The sequence below is a fragment of the Reichenbachiella sp. genome (assembly GCF_039969095.1).
Classification (GTDB): domain Bacteria; phylum Bacteroidota; class Bacteroidia; order Cytophagales; family Cyclobacteriaceae; genus Reichenbachiella.
The window spans coordinates 694,807-712,810 of the sequence record NZ_JBDVOL010000010.1 but is presented as its reverse complement, the minus strand read 5'-3'; the positions used below and the strand labels follow the sequence as shown (position 1 = coordinate 712,810).

Genomic DNA, 18,004 nt, shown 5'->3' with positions numbered 1-18,004 from the left:
TGAATTTTTTATATTTTTTTAGTTAATATAGCGGTGAAAATCTATATGGATTTGTATTAATATTGCCATAGAAAATTAAAGACCACCACTTTAATCAGGACATTTTTAATACAACAACATGAATATTTTAGATATTTTAGCCCTGTTTATCTGCTTAGCGGGCATCTTTATCTACGTCAATACTTATTACCTCAAACTCCCTTCTTCTGTTGGTCTAATGATTTTGGCATTAGGACTTTCTTTTGCTTTGTTGGTGATCGAGCAAATTATTCCTGAGTTTAAACTGGGAACTGAAAGGATTTTACAGGATTATGATTATCATGAGGTCCTTTATCAATTGGTATTGAGCTTCATGCTCTTTGCTGGAGCACTTCAAATCGATTTTAAAAAATTAGCTGAAGAACGTACTCCAGTGTTAATATTGGCCCTTTTAGGTGTCCTTATTTCTACATTTATAATTGGTGGTTTTGTCTATTATTTACTGATTTGGATAGGAATTCCGCTTGATTTCATGTACTGCCTTGTATTTGGGGCTTTGATCTCTCCTACCGATCCTATTGCCGTTACCTCAACTATTAAAAAATATAGTTTATCAAAAAATTTAGAAACCAGAATTGCCGGCGAATCATTGTTTAATGATGGTATGGCAGTTGTAATTGCTCTGACACTTCTGGATTTGGCACATGCAGGTGAAGATCACTTTTTAAGTTTTGTAGATATAGTTTGGGTATTTGGAACAGATATCGTTGGAGGAATTGTGATCGGATTATTTTTGGGATACTTAGGCTATCGACTGCTAAAGTATATCGACAATGACGAAGTAGAAGTAGAAGTACTTATGACTTTAGCACTAGTCATGGCAGGTACACAGCTGGCGGAATTTGCTCATGTATCGGCCAAACAAGCGGTCGTAGTGATGGGTCTGGTTATCGGCAACGAAGGTAAAAGTGGCCACGTCACTAGCGCAGCTGGTGACTATGTATTCAAATTTTGGCATTTGATTGAAGAAACATTAAATGCTATGCTTTTTGTTTTGATAGGTTTAGAAATGTTGATTATCCCTTGGAGATTAGACTATTTTGCAGCCGGTTTCTTCGCTTTCAATATTGTATTATTCGCACGATACGTTAGTGTAAGTGTACCTATTGCAGCTATGAGTACCTATCGAAGTTTTGAGAAAAACACCATTCATGTATTAGCCTGGGGTGGTCTTAGAGGTGGTATACCTATCGCTTTATCCTTATCGCTTCCTGAGTTTGAAGGAAAAGAAGTGATCATCACCATGACTTATACTGTGGTAGTTTGCTCTGTACTTTATCAGGGGCTTACCATTCCTAAGCTGATGAGGATCACATTCCCAAGAAAATAAAATTACCTAATGGCCATCGTCCAGATCGGGCGATGCGCATGATTCAGTACACTTTTAGAAACATGGCTAGCTAGCAAATGTAACAAACCATGTCTATCATGTGTGCCTATTGCTATCATACCTGCATCAATTTCCTCTGCATAATCCAAAATTGATTCTGCCAGATCTGCTGATTTCATAGCTACTGTCGTACAATTTTTCAAATCATACTCAGAAACAAACATCTTGAGTCTTTTTTGAACTTCCTCTGAGGTAGTCCATTCTGAATTGTACACTTTCAAAAGGTGAACTTTAGCATCATAATATTCTTGTAAACTCTTCAAATGCTTCATGATCTGTGCTTGATCATCCTTTAAATCGGTAGCAAAAACGATATCTTTCACATTCTCAATAGAACATTCACCTTTGATCACTACTACAGGACATGTAGCATACCTCACCGTCTTATCAGCCACAGACCCTACCAAAATCTCTTGTAATCCTGATGCTCCATTAGATCCCATAATGATCAAACTAGAATTATGTGAAGCAATATTCTTGGCTATTGATGAATAGGGATTCCCAATTTCAATTTTATAACTGATGGTCACATCACTATTCTTCGGATCATTTACTATTTCCTCCAGTCGTTCTTTTGTCTTATTAAGCAATAGTTTCACGTATAAATTATCCATAGGATCATAGTGCGCTTCACCAGATACTTTCATGGTTTCAATATTTGGGTCTTCCACTATATGAAGCAAAAGAATTTCCGAATCAGTATTTAATGCCACGGATCGTGCTGCATTATATGCATTCATTGATTCTTCAGAAAAGTCAATTGGAACTAATATTCGTCTCATCTAAATATGTTTTTAAGGTAAAATTTTAAAGCTTACAGCTAAATTTAACTAATACGAATCGGAACTTGAATTATTAATCCATAATTCATTTTTGTAAGCAGATCAATCATCATATTATTGCCCTCTTAATTGTGAATTAAAAATGAATCCATTCAAATCAATACTTTTTTTAATATCATTTGCCACGCTCATCGGATGCGATTCCGCTAATGAAAAGAAGGTTTCCATAAGCCCTAGAGTAAAAAATATTAGCAAAGTTGATGCACCAAAAAATGGCATCAATAGCACGATTGGAGATACGCTAGTATTTAGCATAAGCTCGAATGATGCTGACATTGCAATAGATTCTGTTCAAGTAATCTATAATGGAAAAAATGTAATCAGTCAACAATCCATCTGGAATACCATAAATGAAACTCCTGGCAAGAAGACATTGACTATTTCCGTATTTCTAAGTAATGGGACAATTGAGAAGAAAAGACACTTTGTTACACTATTATCAGATATTGAACCAGTACGATATACATATAGAATTACGAACACCTATATCCATGATCCAGATGCATTTACCCAAGGTCTTTTAATTGATAATAGTAAACTATATGAGAGTACAGGCGAAAAAGGACAGTCAACGTTAAGACAAGTTGAATTAAAAACTGGAAAAGTACTTCAATCAATAGACATAGCTTCGCAATATTTCGGAGAAGGTATCGGACTGTTAAATGAAAATATCTATATGCTATCCTGGAAGGAAAGAACTGGTTTTGTATTCAATAAAAACTCATTTGAGCTAGTCAGGCAATTTTCTTACCCTACCGAAGGATGGGGATTAACTTCAAATGGAGTGAATTTAATTATGAGCGATGGAACTCATATGATTTACTTTATGGAACCTGAGAGTTTCTCAGAAATCAAACGAATTGAAGTATATGACCAAAATGGCCCAATTGACTTTTTGAATGAACTTGAATATATAAATGGAGACTTGTTTGCCGTTCGATGGCAAACCGAACAAATTTATATCATTGAACCCAATAGTGGGAAAGTAAAAGGAATCTTAGACTTAAAAGGTATTTTTGATTTCTCCACGTACGATAAGCGCCATGATGTTCTCAATGGCATTGCTTACGACAAAAACTTAGATCGTTATTATATTACCGGAAAATGGTGGCCAAAATTATTTGAAATCCAGCTAGTAGCTGCAGCAAACAACTTATAATATGACTTTAGAAGAAACAACAGCCAAAGTACAAGACTTGGCATCAAAAAAAAGCGGAGCCATTGGCTCAAAGATTAAATTCCAATTTGACGAAGGTGTGATTTATTTGGATGATACCGTATCACCTAATGTGGTGACCAATGCGGACGATTATGCAGACTGTACAGTACGTGTAAGCCTGTCCAATTTTAATAAATTGATGTCTGGCGACATGAATGCCATGGGGGCCTTCATGATGGGTAAAATCAAAGTAGACGGAGACATGTCCATTGCTATGAAATTATCTAATCTTTTTTAAACCTTGCAATAAACTAATCTAACCTATTAGTTCTTCTCAAGATGATTAATGGTGTTTCAAAACCAGACACACTTACTTTATTGTAAAAATTATGAGCATAGAAGAATTAGAAGATTTAAGATACCCTATTGGAAAATTTGATTTTCCAAAGTCATATGCGAAACAAGACATTGAAAATGGCATTCATACAATATGTCACTTTCCACAGGTCTTAAGAGAAAGTGTACAATATCTTTCTGATGATCAACTGAACACCCCTTACCGCCCGGATGGCTGGACAGTTCGTCAACTTGTTCATCACTTAGCAGACAGTCATATGAATAGCTATATTCGCTTTAAATGGACTTTGACTGAAGATGAACCTACCATAAAAGCTTATAATGAAAAAGATTGGGCTGAACTATCCGAGGCTAAACATGATGCCATAGAGCCATCACTACTTCTACTTACAGCTTTACATTTGAAATGGACAAAAATCCTTAACAACTTATCAGAAGCCGATATGCATAAAGCATTCGTTCATCCTCAAAATGGCAGAAAGATTAAACTTTATGAAAATATTGAATTGTATGCCTGGCATTGCAATCATCATTTAGCACATATTATGAACTTGGTTGAAAGAATGAAGTGGAATAATTCATAATTGTCTCATTTAATCTTTTTAACTTAATGTCTCGAATTTCTTTTTCATGTTAACTAACATTTGTTAGTTTTGAAAAAGATGTCAAAAACAAAATCTAAAAAATCTAAGAAGCAGATCATATTAGAGGAGGCCGCAACCTTATTTAGAGAGAAAGGATACTCAGCCACCACTATGAGAGACATTGCCTCCAAAGTAGGTGTAGAAGCTGCTAGTCTATACAATCACATCACAGGCAAAGAACAGATTCTCTCCAAAATTTGTTTTTCATTAGCTGACACTTACACTTCAAAAATGGATGTAATTGTCAATTCCAATGAATCAGCTATAGCTAAGATCAAAGAGCTCCTTCTACTTCATGTTGAGATCAACGCGATGAGTTCCCCACTTGCTAGTGTAATGAATGACGAATGGCGCCACTTGACTGAGCCTGAGCGAGGAGAATTTTTAGAAAAAAGGCGAACTTATGAGAACCATTTTTTAGCAATCATAAATGAAGGCATAGCCGATGGATCGGTAGTAGTTTCAGATGCCAAAGTAGCTTTATATACCATGCTTTCTTCGATTAGATGGTTGCAGCATTGGTATCATTCCAACCGAGATATGAATGTAGAATCAGTTAAAGAAACAATTATTGGGTTGTTAATGAATGGAATTAAAAAGTCATGAGTAAGCAAATAACCATAATCGGCGCAGGATTGGTGGGTTCTCTGCTTGCTGCACTATTGGGAAAAAGAGGCTATCAAGTTAATGTTTATGAACGGAGAGCTGACATTCGAAATGCAAACATTTCGGCTGGTAAATCAATTAACATGGCATGCTCTACCAGAGGATGGAAAGCACTGGATCTTGTAGGTGCTGGTGATAAAGTACGTAAAGCGGCTATCGCAATGAATGGCCGAATGATGCATGGTATAGACGAATCACTCACTTTTCAGCCATATGGCAAAGAAAATGAAGCCATTTATTCAATATCTAGAGCAGGGTTGAATCAAATTCTAATAGATCATGCTGATGAATATGAAAATGTCAATTTTCAATTCGAACATAAGTGTATAGATATCGATTTGGATCGCACGATTGCTTCATTTGAATTAAATGACAATGAGACGAAGTATGTAGAATCAGATCTCATTTTTGGTACAGATGGAGCATTCTCAGCCGTACGATCCGTCATGCAAAAATTGAAACACTTCAATTTTTCTCAAGAGTACATCAGCCATGACTATAAAGAACTGAGCATTGAAGCTAAAAATGGTGAATTTCAAATGGAAAAGCATGCTTTGCACATTTGGCCGAGAGGTAGCCATATGCTCATTGCATTACCAAATCCAGATGGCAGTTTTACTTGCACCCTTTTTCTTCCCTATGAAGGAGAAAATTCCTTTGAAAAACTGAATAATGAATCAGAAATAGAAGCCTTCTTCAAAAGTAAGTTTCCAGACGCTTTTAAATTAATTCCTAACCTAATAGAGTTATTCAATGAAAACCCTACATCTCCACTGGTAATTATAAAATGCTTCCCATGGAGTTACAAAGGCAAAGTAACTCTAATTGGTGACGCTTCACATGGGATTGTTCCATTCTACGGGCAAGGCATGAATGCTGGATTCGAAGATGTGTCTATCCTCAATGAATTAATGGATCAGCATGGCGACAATTGGATTGAATTGTTTCAGGAATTTGAAAATTCCAGAAAACCTGACGCTGATGCCATCGCAGATCTAGCACTTAAGAATTTTATAGAAATGAGGGATTTGGTGGGGCAAGAATGGTTCTTAAAAAGAAAGAAAATAGAAAGAGCCTTGTACGAGACCTTTCCAGAACGATTTATACCACAATATTCAATGGTCTCATTCACCAATACCCCCTACAGTGAAGCCGTAAGAAAAGGAAATCAACAAGACCTGATATTAGACGAATTGGTCAACAAGGAGGATATTCTTGATATTATCGAAAGAGGAGATTTTAAATCGTTCGTCGAGACAAACCACATGATCCCAAACTAAAATGCAACATTTTTATCCACTCAAAATATCAAAGCTTACCAAAGAAACGGACGACTGTGTATCTTTAGAATTTGATGTGCCTGAAGAACATAAAAGCCTATTCAGCTATAAGCAAGGGCAGCATGTTACTTTGAAAAAAATCATCGATGGGGAGGATGTCAGACGATCCTATTCTATTTGCACCAGTCCGAAAGAAAATAGACTGAAAGTAGCTATTAAAAAGGTAGATGGCGGAGCCTTTTCTACTTATGCCAATACAAAACTTCAAGCAGGCGAAGAACTGGAAGTGATGCCTCCTTCAGGTAGCTTCAATACAGAACTAAAGGCAACACAAACCAAAAACTATGTTGGTTTTGCTGGAGGAAGTGGCATTACTCCTATCATATCTATTCTCAAATCCGTAATGGATACTGAGCCCAAAAGTGAATTCACTTTGATCTATGCCAATCGCGGTACAGACACGATTGTCTTTAAAGAAGAAATTGAGGGATTGAAAAATCGATACATGGAAAGACTGAACGTTTTCCATGTTTTTAGTGAGGAACACACTGAATTCCCTCTGTTTGAAGGGTTTGTAGATAAAGAAAAGGTAACTACATTTTCTAAAACCATCATTGACTTGGAGTCGACAAACGAGTTCTTTATTTGTGGACCAGAACCCATGATGTTAGGGATTCAAGCGGCATTGTTGGAATTGAACGTGGATAAGTCAAAAGTGCACATCGAACTATTCACCAGCCCAGTTGGCAAACTAGGGACAGGCACAGGTCAGAAAAAAGAATCTTACGAAAAAGTAAAGTGTAAGGTCACCATACAGATTGACGGAGTCAAGATGGATTTTGACTACAACAGCAACGATTCCATTTTGGATGCTGCTGCTAAAAAAGGAGCTGACCTCCCCTATGCCTGCAAAGGTGGTGTTTGTTGTACTTGCAAGGCCAAATTGATCGAAGGAGAAGTCGACATGGCTGTCAATTATGCTTTGGAAGAAGATGAAATTGACAGAGGATATGTCTTGAGCTGTCAGGCACATCCTAAAACAGACCGTGTAGTACTAAGTTTTGACGAAAATTAAGAATTGAATTCGGATTGGATATTCAGTAAATTTATAGAAAGACCCAAAAAGATGAATACGATAGATTTAGAAAAGGAATTTCAGCGCAAGCTAGACGCTGAGGAGAAAATCGAGCCCAAAGACTGGATGCCCGATGACTATCGCAAAACATTGATCAGACAAATCTCACAGCATGCTCATTCTGAAATTGTTGGTATGCTACCAGAAGGCAATTGGTTGACTCGTGCTCCATCACTGAGAAGAAAAGTGGCCGCATTAGCCAAGGTACAAGACGAAGCTGGACATGGTTTGTATTTGTACAGTGCCTGTGAAACCCTAGGTGTAGAAAGAGACGATTTACTCGATCAATTACATACTGGTACCGCAAAGTATTCTTCTATCTTCAATTACCCTACCCTCACCTGGGCAGACATGGGTGCCATCGGTTGGTTAGTTGATGGCGCAGCCATTATGAACCAAGTACCACTCTGTAGATGTTCTTATGGCCCTTATGCCAGAGCGATGGTACGTGTATGCAAAGAAGAAAGCTTTCATCAGAGACAAGGCTATGAAATCATGCTGAAGCTTTGTAACGGAACACCTGAGCAGAAAGCCATGGCGCAAGACGCGCTCAATAGATGGTGGTGGCCTTCGATCATGATGTTTGGGCCCAACGATGCGGACTCACCACACACGGCACAATCCATGAATTGGAAGATCAAAAGATTCACCAACGATGAATTGAGACAAAAATTTATAGATGCAACCAAACCTCAAGCTGATATTTTGGGCATCACTATTCCAGATCCAGATTTGAAATGGGACGAAAAAACGGGTCATTACAACTTTGGACCAATCAACTGGGATGAATTCTGGGCAGTAGTGAAAGGCAATGGTCCTTGCAACAAGGAAAGACTCGCCACCAGAAAAAAAGCCTATGAAGAAGGAGCATGGGTTCGCGAAGCGGCTTTGGCCTATTCTGAGAAAAGAAAGAAAAAATCAGCAGCATAACCCAAAATTCGATAATCATGAGCAACAAAAATTGGCCCCTGTGGGAAATATTTATAAGAAGTAAATCAGGCATCAACCATAAGCATGTGGGTAGTTTACACGCTGCAGATGCAGAAATGGCTGTAGAAAACGCCAGAGATGTCTATACACGCAGAAGCGAAGGTGTAAGTATCTGGGTAGTTCCATCGAGTGAGATTACGGCATCGGATCCAGAAGAAGGGGCGGAGTTATTTGAACCAGCACAAAGCAAGGTCTACCGTCACCCAACCTTCTACAATTTACCCGACGAGTTGAAAAACATGTAAGATGGCTGAACAGAACGATACATATAACTACGTCCTACGATTAGCAGACAACTGCTTGATCCTTGGACAAAGATTGGCCGAATGGTGTGGACATGGCCCTGTTTTAGAACAAGACATTGCCTTGACCAATATCTCTTTGGATTTGATAGGTCAAGCCAGAAATTACTATCAATATGCTTCTGAACTCACCGGTGGTGCAAAATCAGAAGACGATGTGGCGTTTCTTCGAAATGATAGGGAATACCAAAACTTACTACTCGTTGAGCAACCAAATAAAGACTTCGCCTATACCATCATCAGACAATACTTATTTGATGTTTTCCATTTTCATTTGTTGAATGAATTGGCTTCAAGCAAGGATGAAAAAATAGCTTCAATTGCTCAAAAAAGCATCAAAGAAGTAACCTATCACAAAAGATGGAGTGGTCAATGGGTTTTACGTTTAGGAGATGGAACCGAAGAAAGCAATCAAAAAATGCAAGATGCGCTAGATCATTTTTGGTCTTATGCTTTTGAGAGTATTGTAAAAGATGATTTGGACAAACAAATGGCATCTGAAGGAATCGGTGCTGATTTAGATAAGATTGCACCAATCGTACGAAAAGAAATCGAATCTCATTTACGAGAAGCGACCTTAAAAATACCTGAAAGTACTTGGAATCAAACTGGCGGAAAAACAGGCATGCACTCTGAGCATCTAGGCTATCTATTAGCCGAAATGCAACATTTACAAAGAGCTTATCCAGGCGCCGAATGGTAAAACCCCCCACCATATCACCTGAAAAAGTGCTGGAAACGTTACGATCCGTAATGGATCCTGAGATTCCAGTGCTGTCAGTGGTTGACATGGGAGTCATCAGACATATTGAAATAACTGATCATTTGGTGGTGACCATCACTCCTACTTATTCTGGATGTCCTGCTATGAATACGATAGAAGAGGACATTAAAAAATGTTTACTTGACAATGGACATAAGAATGTGGATGTAAAAACAGTCTTGCAACCTGCATGGACCACGGATTGGCTAACAGCGCATGGCCGAGAACAATTGAAAGCTTATGGCATTGCGCCTCCGCAAGGAAGTACCTCAAAACGAGCTTTGTTTCTAGAGGACGAAACTGTTCCCTGCCCACAGTGTGAATCCAAAAACACAATACTAGTCAGCGAATTTGGCTCTACAGCCTGTAAAGCACAATACAAGTGCAAAGACTGCTTAGAACCCTTCGACTATTTTAAATGTATTTAACGCCAAACACTTAAAAACAAACACAAAAACACTAAAATGACCCAAACCTTAGAGCACGAAATCAAAGATGGTATTGCCATCATAAAATTTAACAGACCAGATGTATTCAATAGTTTCAATCGGGAAATGGCACTTGGTTTTCAGGAGCTTTTAGATCAATGTGGTCAAAACGATGAAGTCCGAGCTATTTATCTCACGGGAAACGGAAAAGCCTTTTGTGCAGGTCAAGATTTAGCAGAAGTCACAGCTTCAGATGCACCATTCATAGAAAATATCGTGGCCGAGCATTACAATCCTATCGTCTGTCGTATCAGAGAAATAGAGAAACCAATCATCTGTGCAGTCAATGGAGTAGCTGCTGGTGCTGGTGCCAACATGGCCTTAGCCTGTGACATCGTAGTGGCAGTAGAGACGGCATCATTCATACAAGCTTTTAGTAAAATTGGCTTGATTCCAGACAGTGGCGGAACATTCTTCTTACCTAAGCTCATTGGCTTCCAAAAAGCCAGCGCATTGATGATGATGGGTGATAAAGTTTCCGCAACAGATGCGGAAAAACTAGGTATGTTATACAAAGTATTTAGCCCTGAAGAATTTGAAGCTGAGTCTATGAAGATCGCACAGACCATAGCAAAAATGCCAACAAAGGGATTAGTGTACACTAAGAAATTATTGAATGCAGGTTTGACCAATAACTTAAACGAGCAACTTGATCAAGAGGAAATCTATCAATCAAAGGCAGGGAAAACTGCTGATTATGAAGAAGGAGTTCAAGCATTTTTGGAAAAACGCAAACCAGAATTCACAGGAAAATGAAAGTAATAGGAATCATCGGCGCAGGATCCATGGGCAGCGGTATTGCTCAAGTGGCGGCTACTGCAGGCCATAAAGTTATTCTATTGGATAGCAGTAAACCCATGCTTGAAAAGGCAAAACAGAGTTTAAAGAAAATCTTAGACCGTCTAGCTGAAAAAGGAAAACTGACCAAGACTGAAGCCGGAACAATTTTAGATCGTATTCAATTCACTGATACATTACAAGAATTTGATTCCTGTGACTTGATTATTGAGGCCATCATCGAGGATTTGAATATCAAAAAGCAAATTTTCAGAGAATTAGAAAGCATTGTAGACAAAAAATGCATCCTTGCAACCAACACCTCTTCTCTATCTGTGTCAGCCATCGCCAGCGCTTGCGACAATCCTCAAAGAGTTTTGGGTATTCATTTCTTCAATCCAGCACCTTTGATGCCTTTGGTTGAAATCATACCTGCCATCCAGACGGATGAAGCAGTTTTAAAAGAAGCTAAAAAAACTATCGACAGTTGGGGGAAAATCACAGTTCTAACTAAGGATACTCCAGGCTTTATTGTGAATCGTGTGGCAAGACCTTTCTATGGCGAAGCTTTAAGGATATTAGAAGAAGGAATCGCCGATGTTGCTACCATCGACTGGGCCATGACAGAAATCGGTGGATTCCGAATGGGCCCCTTTACACTGATGGATTTCATTGGAAATGATATCAATTACACGGTTACAGAAACGGTATTCAAATCCTTTTTCTACGATCCCAGATACAAACCTGCTTTTACTCAAAAAAGATTGGCTGAAGCTGGTTATCTAGGTAGAAAGTCAGGCAAGGGATATTACGATTATTCAGAAAACGCCAATAATCCAGAGCCGAATTTTGACAAGGCTTTAGGCACTAAAATATTCAATCGAATCTTAGTGATGCTGATCAATGAAGCAGCAGATGCTTTATTCTGGAATATCGCCAGCAAGGAAGACATTGATTTGGCCATGACAAAAGGAGTCAATTATCCTGCTGGCCTTCTTCGATGGGCAGATGAATTTGGTATCGACAATTGCGTAAAACAAATGGATCAGTTGTATGATGAGTACTTGGAAGACAGGTATAGATGCAGTCCATTGCTTCGTAGAATGGTGAGAGATAAAAAAGCATTTTATTAATGATGACCCCAAAGGCAATAGTAGATCAGATGTATGCCAATGACACATTTAGTCAATGGATGGGAATCGTAGTGGAAGAAATTGAACAAGGATTTGCTAAAATCAGCATGATTGTTAAAGGAAATATGCTCAATGGCTTTGGAATTGCCCATGGCGGCATCACCTATTCTTTGGCCGATAGTGCTTTCGCCTTTGCCTCTAATTCTCAAGGCAGACACGCAGTTTCAATTGAGACTTCAATCTCACACACCAAAGCAGTGAACGAAGGTGACAAACTAACAGCGATTGCCCAAGAAGATAATCTAGCTAATCGGTTAGGTATCTACAGCATCACAGTCACCAATCAAGATAATGAAGTGGTAGCATTATTTAAGGGAACAGTATTTAGAAAAGACACGCCTTGGAGTGAACCGGCATGGCCGGAGCAAAACAAGAAAACATAACGAGTGATTTGAACATTGGTGCAAATAAACAACGAACCAGAAAGGAAACTTTATAAATGAAAGAAGCTTATATCATAGATGGAGTCAGAACTCCAATTGGACAATTTGGAGGAACACTCAGCCCAGTTCGAACAGACGATTTAGCAGCTCATGTTATTCGTGAATTGATGGCAAAAAATGAGTCACTAGACCCTGCACTCATTGATGATTGTATTTTGGGCTGTGCCAATCAGGCTGGTGAAGACAATCGAAATGTGGCTCGTATGGCAGCGTTATTGGCTGGGCTCCCCTATTCCGTTCCTGGCGAAACTGTCAATCGGTTGTGTTCTTCTGGACTTTCATCGATCATTCAAGCCAATCGTGCCATCAAAACTGGCGATGGAGAAATCTTTATTTCCGGTGGTGTAGAGCATATGACTCGAAGTCCATTAGTCATTGCTAAATCGGCCAAACCGTTTGGCACAGACTCGAAAATGTATGATTCTAGCTTCGGTTGGAGATTCATCAACCCCAAAATGGATACACAATATGGCACTGATGCCATGGGCATGACTGCAGAGAATTTGGTTGAAAAATTCAATATCAGTCGAGAAGATCAAGATGCTTTTGCCTTTTGGTCTCAGCAAAAAGCAGCGGCTGCTCAAGCTTCTGGAAGACTAGCAAAAGAAATTGCACCAGTTTCTATTCCTCAAAGAAAAAAAGATCCCATTGTATTTTCAGACGACGAGTTTATCAAAGGCAATACAACACTTGAAGCCCTAGCCGGCCTTCGAGCAGCATTCAAAAAAGACGGGTCAGTAACAGCAGGAAATGCATCAGGGTTAAATGATGGTGCTGCTGCGGTCTTAGTCGCTTCCGAAGATGCAATCAAGAACCACAGCCTTAAACCAATGGCTCGCATTGTATCTTCAGCTGTGGTTGGAGTTGAGCCAAGGATCATGGGTATTGGTCCTGTCAAAGCTTCAAAGAAAGCCTTAGAAAAAGCAGGTTTAACCATGGCTGATATGGACGTGATTGAGTTGAATGAAGCTTTTGCAGCCCAAAGTTTGGCTTGCACTAGAGAATGGGGATTGGAAGACAATGACCTTAGAGTAAATCCGAATGGCGGTGCAATAGCCATTGGCCATCCATTAGGTATGACAGGAGCAAGAATCGCTTATTCTGCAGCCTTAGAATTGAATTTGACAAACAAAAAATATGCGCTCGTGACTATGTGCATCGGAGTTGGCCAGGGTTACGCTGCAGTTTTAGAAAAGGCATAAATCATGGCAAAACCTAAAGTAAATCCAGATGCTACGAAAAACATCGATGCTTACCTAGCCAAAGCATCCGATGAGCAACGTCCCATCCTTGAGTTGATTAGAAAGACTTTAAACAGTTTAGACGATCGAATTCTTGAAGATTGGAAGTGGGGAGCACCCTGTTTTTATTTAGATGGTTTGATCTGCTGGTTTGTTGGGTTTAAAAACCATGTGGGAGTAAACTTCTATAAAGGTGCTTTGATCAAGGATACACACAAAGTTTTTATTGAAGCAGAAGGAGCTGAAAAAGGCAATCGAATGATTCACTATCATACGATTCAAGAAGTAGATACAAATGCACTTCAGGACTATGTGAAGCAAGCTATCACACTCAATGAGCAAAATATCAAAGTTGAACTACCCAAAAAAGTATTAGACACTCCTTCTTATTTCAAGGAAGCACTGGCTAAGAACAAGGCAGCACAAACTGTATTCGACAACTTTACTGATGCACAGCGTAGAGACTATATCGAATGGCTAACTGAAGCCAAACGTGAAGCAACAAGAGATAAAAGAATGGTTCAGGCTATCGAATGGATTGCCGAAGGCAAAGTAAGAAACTGGAAATATATGAATTGTTAATACAGATTCAAGATCCAAGACCTAAAACAGTCTTGAATCTTGAATCTTGAATCTGAAAAAATGATCTACGAATTCAAAGGATTAAAACCTGTCATTAACCCTAGTGCATTTGTGCATCCACAAGCGACCGTAACTGGCAATGTATTCATTGGAAAGGATGTCTATATTGGTCCATCAGCGGCTATTCGTGGAGATTGGGGTAAGATCGTGATAGAAGATGGATGTAATGTCCAGGAAAATTGTACCATCCACATGTTTCCAGGTACAACCGTCTATCTGAGAAAAGGTGCTCATATTGGCCATGGAGCCATCATTCACGGAGCAGAAGTGGGTGAAAACTCATTGGTAGGAATGAATGCCGTATTGATGGACAATGCAGTGATTGGCAAAGAATGTATTATTGGAGCATTGGCTTTTGTGAAAGGTGAAATGCAAATACCAAATAGAAGCCTTGTCGCTGGTAATCCAGCTAAAATCATTAAAGAAGTTTCTGATGAAATGATTGCTTGGAAAACAGAGGGCACGAAACTCTATCAAGAATTACCAAAGGACTGCATGGAATCTTTAGTCTCCTGCGAGCCATTAACAGAAGAAGAACCTAATAGACCTGAACAAGTAGTAAATTTTAAAACTTGGAAAAGCACCAAACAAACTTGACCGTCATCGCGAGGAACGATGCGATCTCATCAATAGAAAAGATTGCTTCACTCCGTTTGCAATGACGTAAATAATAACGAACAATGAACCCACAAAAAATACAACACTACACCCATGGACAATGGATCACCGGAGCTGGCGACGGCGAAGTGCTACATCATGCCATTACAGGCGATCCTATTTTCACCCATTCCATAGAGGGCCTAGACTTTAAAGACATTTTGGATTATGGAAGAAATGTAGGGAATCCTGCTTTGCGCAAAATGACCTTTCAGGAAAGAGGATTAATGCTTAAATCCCTAGCCATGCACTTGCATAGCAAAAAGGAAATGTTTTATGAGCTCAGTAAGGCTACAGGTGCCACAAGAGTGGATTCTTGGATCGACATTGAAGGGGGTATCGGAAACTTATTTGCTTATGCGAGCTTAAGAAGGCAATTCCCAAATGAAGCACACTACATTGATGGTGACACTGCACCTCTATCCAAAGGTGGCAGTTTCATTGGTCAGCACATTATGGTTCCTAAAGAAGGTGTGGCAGTACATATCAATGCCTTCAACTTTCCAATATGGGGTATGCTCGAAAAAGTAGCTGTTAACTGGTTGGCAGGCATGCCAGCGGTAGTCAAACCCGCAGAGCAAACCTGCTTCTTGACCGAATTGATGGTGAAAGAAATTATTGATTCTAAAATTTTACCAAATGGTGCGCTACAACTTATTGCAGGCTCAGGCAAAGGGATTTTAGATCATGTGGGCATGCAGGATGTGGTGACTTTCACTGGATCGGCCAAAACTGGAAAGATGCTAAAGCAGCACCCTAATTTGGTTGAACATTCCATTCCATTTACCATGGAAGCTGATTCATTAAACTCTTCAGTACTAGGAATAGATGCAGTTCCAGGCACGGAGGAATTTGATCTATTTATCAAAGAAGTCAGAAAAGAAATTACTGTTAAATGTGGACAGAAGTGTACTGCGATAAGAAGAATCATCGTTCCTGAAAAACTCGTCGAAGACGTTCAAATTGCTTTAGGCAAAGCTTTGGCTAAAACCACCATTGGTGATCCTGATGTAGAAGGCGTACGCATGGGTGCTTTGATCAATCAAACGCAAGTAGACATTGTAAAGCAGCAAATTGACCTACTTAAAAAATCCTCTGAGGTTGTTTATAGTAATGAAGACTTTGAAGTGCTTGGCGCAGATAAATCTAAGGGAGCTTTCATCTCCCCTACGCTGTTGCTCAATAAAGACCCTATGAATAGCGACGAGGTTCATAGCGTTGAGGCTTTCGGTCCAGTGAGTACGATTCTTCCTTACAAAGATTTGGACGAAGCCATTGCTATCTCGAAGAAAGGATTGGGTTCGCTTTGTTCGTCTATCGTGACAGCAGATCATCAAATCGCCAAACATTACGTCCTAGAAGCAGCCTCACACCACGGAAGAATTTTGGCCCTAAACAAGGACTCTGCAAAAGAAAGTACTGGTCACGGTTCACCGATGCCACTGCTTACGCATGGTGGCCCTGGACGAGCTGGAGGCGGTGAAGAAATGGGTGGTAAGCGTGGCGTCATGCACTACATGCAAAGATGTGCGGTGCAAGGACATCCAACAACTGTCACAGAAATTGCCAATGTGTATCAATATGGAGGAGCGTACAAAGAAGATGTAGCTCATCCATTTAGCAAGCACTGGGAAGAACTAGAAATTGGTGAGACATACATTACTGCGAAACGAACAGTGACCACAGGTGACATTGTCAACTTTGCCAATGTGAGCTGGGATCACTTTTACGCGCACACTGATGAGACTTCACTTGACGGCACCATCTTCGAACAGCGGGTCGCACATGGCTACTTCATTCTATCTGCTGCAGCAGGATTGTTCGTTCAGGCTAAGAAAGGACCTGTGTTACTGAACTATGGCTTAGAAGAGTGTAGATTCACCAAGCCTGTTTATGCTGGTGCTACCATTGGCGTACGCCTGACGGTAAAGGAAAAAATTGATCAGGAAAAGAAAGACGATATAGCAAAAGGTATAGTTAAGTTCTTAGTGGATGTCTATGACGAAACTGGAGAGACCATAGCTATTGCTACGATTTTAACGATGATTAGAAAATTGGATCAGTCCTAGCGTTCCTTTATGCCATACCCCGATTTATTCGGGGTATCTGCGCCGATGAGAGCAGAGGATTGAACAATAGATCGCCCGGACAAGCCTGGCGATGACGAATTAAAAACAACAGATAAGCAAATGAACGGAAGCGTTAATATTGAAATTAAAAGCGGCATAGGTACCATCACCTTTTTTCACCCACAAAGCAATTCATTGCCAGGTGAAATATTAAACCTATTGGCCAATACCATAACTCAAGCTGGTGAGAACGAAGACGTTAAAGTAATTGTTCTAAAAAGCGAAGGTGACCGAGCTTTTTGTGCTGGTGCAAGTTTTGATGAATTGATTTCAATAGAGGATTTTGAAACTGGAAAGGAGTTTTTCTCTGGTTTTGCGAAGGTAATTAATGCCTCAAGAAAATGCCCTAAATTGATTATAGGACGGGTACAAGGAAAAGCTGTGGGCGGAGGAGTTGGATTGGCCAGTGCCGTAGATTATTGTATGGCAACCAAATTTGCGGCAGTGAAGTTGAGTGAGTTGGCCATAGGGATTGGCCCCTTTGTAGTAGGTCCTGCTGTAGAACGCAAGATTGGAGTTTCAGCCATGTCACAAATGTCCATCAATGCTACAGAGTGGCAAACGGCCGAATGGGCAAAAACAAAGGGATTATACACTGACATTTATGAAAGTGTGGAAGAAATGGATGAGGCCATTCAAGTGTTAGCTGATAAGTTAGCTTCTTCAAATCCGCAGGCCATGCTTCTTCTCAAACAAATTTTCTGGGAAGGAACTGAGCACTGGGATGAGCTGTTAGCTGAGCGAGCAGGAATGAGTGGGAAACTGGTGCTTTCGGACTTTACTCGAAACGCAATCAATACATTTAAAACAAGTAATTGAATCATTTCGTCTTTTCTTATACAACAAGGAAAGTCGGTCGATATAAAT

Annotated in this window: 20 protein-coding genes; 19 read left to right on the top strand and 1 reads right to left on the bottom strand. The window is 39.7% G+C overall.

All coding sequences use genetic code 11. The features are described 5' to 3' along the window. Positions 1-118: 118 nt before the first annotated feature. Positions 119-1,369: a sodium:proton antiporter gene (locus ABJH98_RS06355; RefSeq protein WP_348306797.1), complete on the top strand. Its 1,251-nt coding sequence runs from the start codon at positions 119-121 to the stop codon at positions 1,367-1,369. A gap of 2 nt (positions 1,370-1,371) precedes the next feature. On the opposite strand, the gene ABJH98_RS06350 is transcribed toward ABJH98_RS06355, so the two are convergent. Continuing rightward, positions 1,372-2,211: a universal stress protein gene (locus ABJH98_RS06350; protein WP_348306796.1), complete on the bottom strand. Its 840-nt coding sequence runs from the start codon at positions 2,209-2,211 to the stop codon at positions 1,372-1,374. 142 nt (positions 2,212-2,353) lie between these two features. On the opposite strand from ABJH98_RS06350, the gene ABJH98_RS06345 reads away from it, so the two are divergent. From ABJH98_RS06345 to ABJH98_RS06260, 18 genes are all read left to right on the top strand, one after another. Then, positions 2,354-3,430, top strand: a complete 1,077-nt coding sequence (locus tag ABJH98_RS06345) for a glutaminyl-peptide cyclotransferase (RefSeq protein ID WP_348306795.1) — start codon at positions 2,354-2,356, stop codon at positions 3,428-3,430. Between the two features lies 1 nt (position 3,431). Further along, a complete protein-coding gene (locus ABJH98_RS06340; protein WP_348306794.1) occupies positions 3,432-3,728 on the top strand; it encodes an SCP2 sterol-binding domain-containing protein in 297 nt (98 codons plus the stop codon). A 91-nt stretch (positions 3,729-3,819) separates the two neighbouring features. Continuing rightward, positions 3,820-4,371 (top strand): YfiT family bacillithiol transferase, encoded by a 552-nt coding sequence (locus tag ABJH98_RS06335; protein ID WP_348306793.1) that lies wholly within the window; start codon positions 3,820-3,822, stop codon positions 4,369-4,371. Between the two features lie 78 nt (positions 4,372-4,449). Further along, positions 4,450-5,037: a TetR/AcrR family transcriptional regulator gene (locus ABJH98_RS06330; protein WP_348306792.1), complete on the top strand. Its 588-nt coding sequence runs from the start codon at positions 4,450-4,452 to the stop codon at positions 5,035-5,037. Further along, complete coding sequence (locus ABJH98_RS06325) at positions 5,034-6,377, top strand: NAD(P)/FAD-dependent oxidoreductase (protein WP_348306791.1); 1,344 nt, start codon at positions 5,034-5,036, stop codon at positions 6,375-6,377. The genes ABJH98_RS06330 and ABJH98_RS06325 overlap by 4 nt, the downstream gene beginning before the upstream one ends. 1 nt (position 6,378) lies before the next feature. Then, complete coding sequence (gene paaE, locus ABJH98_RS06320; RefSeq protein WP_348306790.1) at positions 6,379-7,452, top strand: 1,2-phenylacetyl-CoA epoxidase subunit PaaE; 1,074 nt, start codon at positions 6,379-6,381, stop codon at positions 7,450-7,452. Positions 7,453-7,503: 51 nt separating this feature from the next. Beyond that, positions 7,504-8,442: a 1,2-phenylacetyl-CoA epoxidase subunit PaaA gene (gene paaA, locus ABJH98_RS06315; protein ID WP_348306789.1), complete on the top strand. Its 939-nt coding sequence runs from the start codon at positions 7,504-7,506 to the stop codon at positions 8,440-8,442. 17 nt (positions 8,443-8,459) lie between these two features. Then, the gene (gene paaB, locus ABJH98_RS06310) at positions 8,460-8,747 is read left to right on the top strand and encodes a 1,2-phenylacetyl-CoA epoxidase subunit PaaB (RefSeq protein ID WP_084370801.1); all 288 of its coding nucleotides are present in this window, start codon (positions 8,460-8,462) and stop codon (positions 8,745-8,747) included. A gap of 1 nt (position 8,748) precedes the next feature. Further along, positions 8,749-9,507 (top strand): 1,2-phenylacetyl-CoA epoxidase subunit PaaC, encoded by a 759-nt coding sequence (gene paaC, locus ABJH98_RS06305; protein WP_348306788.1) that lies wholly within the window; start codon positions 8,749-8,751, stop codon positions 9,505-9,507. Further along, a complete protein-coding gene (gene paaD / locus ABJH98_RS06300) occupies positions 9,501-9,995 on the top strand; it encodes a 1,2-phenylacetyl-CoA epoxidase subunit PaaD (RefSeq protein WP_348306787.1) in 495 nt (164 codons plus the stop codon). The genes paaC and paaD overlap by 7 nt, the downstream gene beginning before the upstream one ends. A gap of 36 nt (positions 9,996-10,031) precedes the next feature. Then, the gene (locus ABJH98_RS06295; protein ID WP_348306786.1) at positions 10,032-10,811 is read left to right on the top strand and encodes an enoyl-CoA hydratase-related protein; all 780 of its coding nucleotides are present in this window, start codon (positions 10,032-10,034) and stop codon (positions 10,809-10,811) included. Beyond that, complete coding sequence (locus ABJH98_RS06290) at positions 10,808-11,965, top strand: 3-hydroxyacyl-CoA dehydrogenase NAD-binding domain-containing protein (RefSeq protein ID WP_348306785.1); 1,158 nt, start codon at positions 10,808-10,810, stop codon at positions 11,963-11,965. Before ABJH98_RS06295 ends, ABJH98_RS06290 begins: the two co-directional genes overlap by 4 nt. After that, a complete protein-coding gene (gene paaI / locus ABJH98_RS06285; protein ID WP_348306784.1) occupies positions 11,965-12,408 on the top strand; it encodes a hydroxyphenylacetyl-CoA thioesterase PaaI in 444 nt (147 codons plus the stop codon). The genes ABJH98_RS06290 and paaI overlap by 1 nt, the downstream gene beginning before the upstream one ends. A gap of 56 nt (positions 12,409-12,464) precedes the next feature. Then, positions 12,465-13,670, top strand: coding sequence for a 3-oxoadipyl-CoA thiolase (pcaF, locus tag ABJH98_RS06280; RefSeq protein ID WP_348306783.1), 1,206 nt, complete (start codon positions 12,465-12,467; stop codon positions 13,668-13,670). 3 nt (positions 13,671-13,673) lie between these two features. After that, on the top strand, positions 13,674-14,291 hold the full coding sequence (locus ABJH98_RS06275) for a YdeI/OmpD-associated family protein (RefSeq protein WP_348306782.1): 618 nt from the start codon (positions 13,674-13,676) through the stop codon (positions 14,289-14,291). A gap of 60 nt (positions 14,292-14,351) precedes the next feature. Then, on the top strand, positions 14,352-14,948 hold the full coding sequence (locus ABJH98_RS06270; protein WP_348306781.1) for a transferase hexapeptide repeat family protein: 597 nt from the start codon (positions 14,352-14,354) through the stop codon (positions 14,946-14,948). An 83-nt stretch (positions 14,949-15,031) separates the two neighbouring features. After that, entirely contained in the window at positions 15,032-17,077 is a 2,046-nt protein-coding gene (gene paaZ / locus ABJH98_RS06265; protein ID WP_348306780.1) for a phenylacetic acid degradation bifunctional protein PaaZ, read from the top strand. A 120-nt stretch (positions 17,078-17,197) separates the two neighbouring features. Further along, positions 17,198-17,956: an enoyl-CoA hydratase/isomerase family protein gene (locus ABJH98_RS06260; RefSeq protein WP_348306779.1), complete on the top strand. Its 759-nt coding sequence runs from the start codon at positions 17,198-17,200 to the stop codon at positions 17,954-17,956. The last annotated feature ends 48 nt before the right edge of the window (positions 17,957-18,004 follow it).

Excerpts from the sequence above, each read along its gene's own strand:
- ABJH98_RS06355 (WP_348306797.1), top strand. The coding sequence starts at position 119 with ATGAATATTTTAGATATTTTAGCCCTGTTTATCTGCTTAGCGGGCATC.
- ABJH98_RS06350 (WP_348306796.1), bottom strand. The coding sequence starts at position 2,211 with ATGAGACGAATATTAGTTCCAATTGACTTTTCTGAAGAATCAATGAAT.
- ABJH98_RS06345 (WP_348306795.1), top strand. The coding sequence starts at position 2,354 with ATGAATCCATTCAAATCAATACTTTTTTTAATATCATTTGCCACGCTC.
- ABJH98_RS06340 (WP_348306794.1), top strand. The coding sequence starts at position 3,432 with ATGACTTTAGAAGAAACAACAGCCAAAGTACAAGACTTGGCATCAAAA.
- ABJH98_RS06335 (WP_348306793.1), top strand. The coding sequence starts at position 3,820 with ATGAGCATAGAAGAATTAGAAGATTTAAGATACCCTATTGGAAAATTT.
- ABJH98_RS06330 (WP_348306792.1), top strand. The coding sequence starts at position 4,450 with ATGTCAAAAACAAAATCTAAAAAATCTAAGAAGCAGATCATATTAGAG.
- ABJH98_RS06325 (WP_348306791.1), top strand. The coding sequence starts at position 5,034 with ATGAGTAAGCAAATAACCATAATCGGCGCAGGATTGGTGGGTTCTCTG.
- paaE (WP_348306790.1), top strand. The coding sequence starts at position 6,379 with ATGCAACATTTTTATCCACTCAAAATATCAAAGCTTACCAAAGAAACG.
- paaA (WP_348306789.1), top strand. The coding sequence starts at position 7,504 with ATGAATACGATAGATTTAGAAAAGGAATTTCAGCGCAAGCTAGACGCT.
- paaB (WP_084370801.1), top strand. The coding sequence starts at position 8,460 with ATGAGCAACAAAAATTGGCCCCTGTGGGAAATATTTATAAGAAGTAAA.
- paaC (WP_348306788.1), top strand. The coding sequence starts at position 8,749 with ATGGCTGAACAGAACGATACATATAACTACGTCCTACGATTAGCAGAC.
- paaD (WP_348306787.1), top strand. The coding sequence starts at position 9,501 with ATGGTAAAACCCCCCACCATATCACCTGAAAAAGTGCTGGAAACGTTA.
- ABJH98_RS06295 (WP_348306786.1), top strand. The coding sequence starts at position 10,032 with ATGACCCAAACCTTAGAGCACGAAATCAAAGATGGTATTGCCATCATA.
- ABJH98_RS06290 (WP_348306785.1), top strand. The coding sequence starts at position 10,808 with ATGAAAGTAATAGGAATCATCGGCGCAGGATCCATGGGCAGCGGTATT.
- paaI (WP_348306784.1), top strand. The coding sequence starts at position 11,965 with ATGATGACCCCAAAGGCAATAGTAGATCAGATGTATGCCAATGACACA.
- pcaF (WP_348306783.1), top strand. The coding sequence starts at position 12,465 with ATGAAAGAAGCTTATATCATAGATGGAGTCAGAACTCCAATTGGACAA.
- ABJH98_RS06275 (WP_348306782.1), top strand. The coding sequence starts at position 13,674 with ATGGCAAAACCTAAAGTAAATCCAGATGCTACGAAAAACATCGATGCT.
- ABJH98_RS06270 (WP_348306781.1), top strand. The coding sequence starts at position 14,352 with ATGATCTACGAATTCAAAGGATTAAAACCTGTCATTAACCCTAGTGCA.
- paaZ (WP_348306780.1), top strand. The coding sequence starts at position 15,032 with ATGAACCCACAAAAAATACAACACTACACCCATGGACAATGGATCACC.
- ABJH98_RS06260 (WP_348306779.1), top strand. The coding sequence starts at position 17,198 with ATGAACGGAAGCGTTAATATTGAAATTAAAAGCGGCATAGGTACCATC.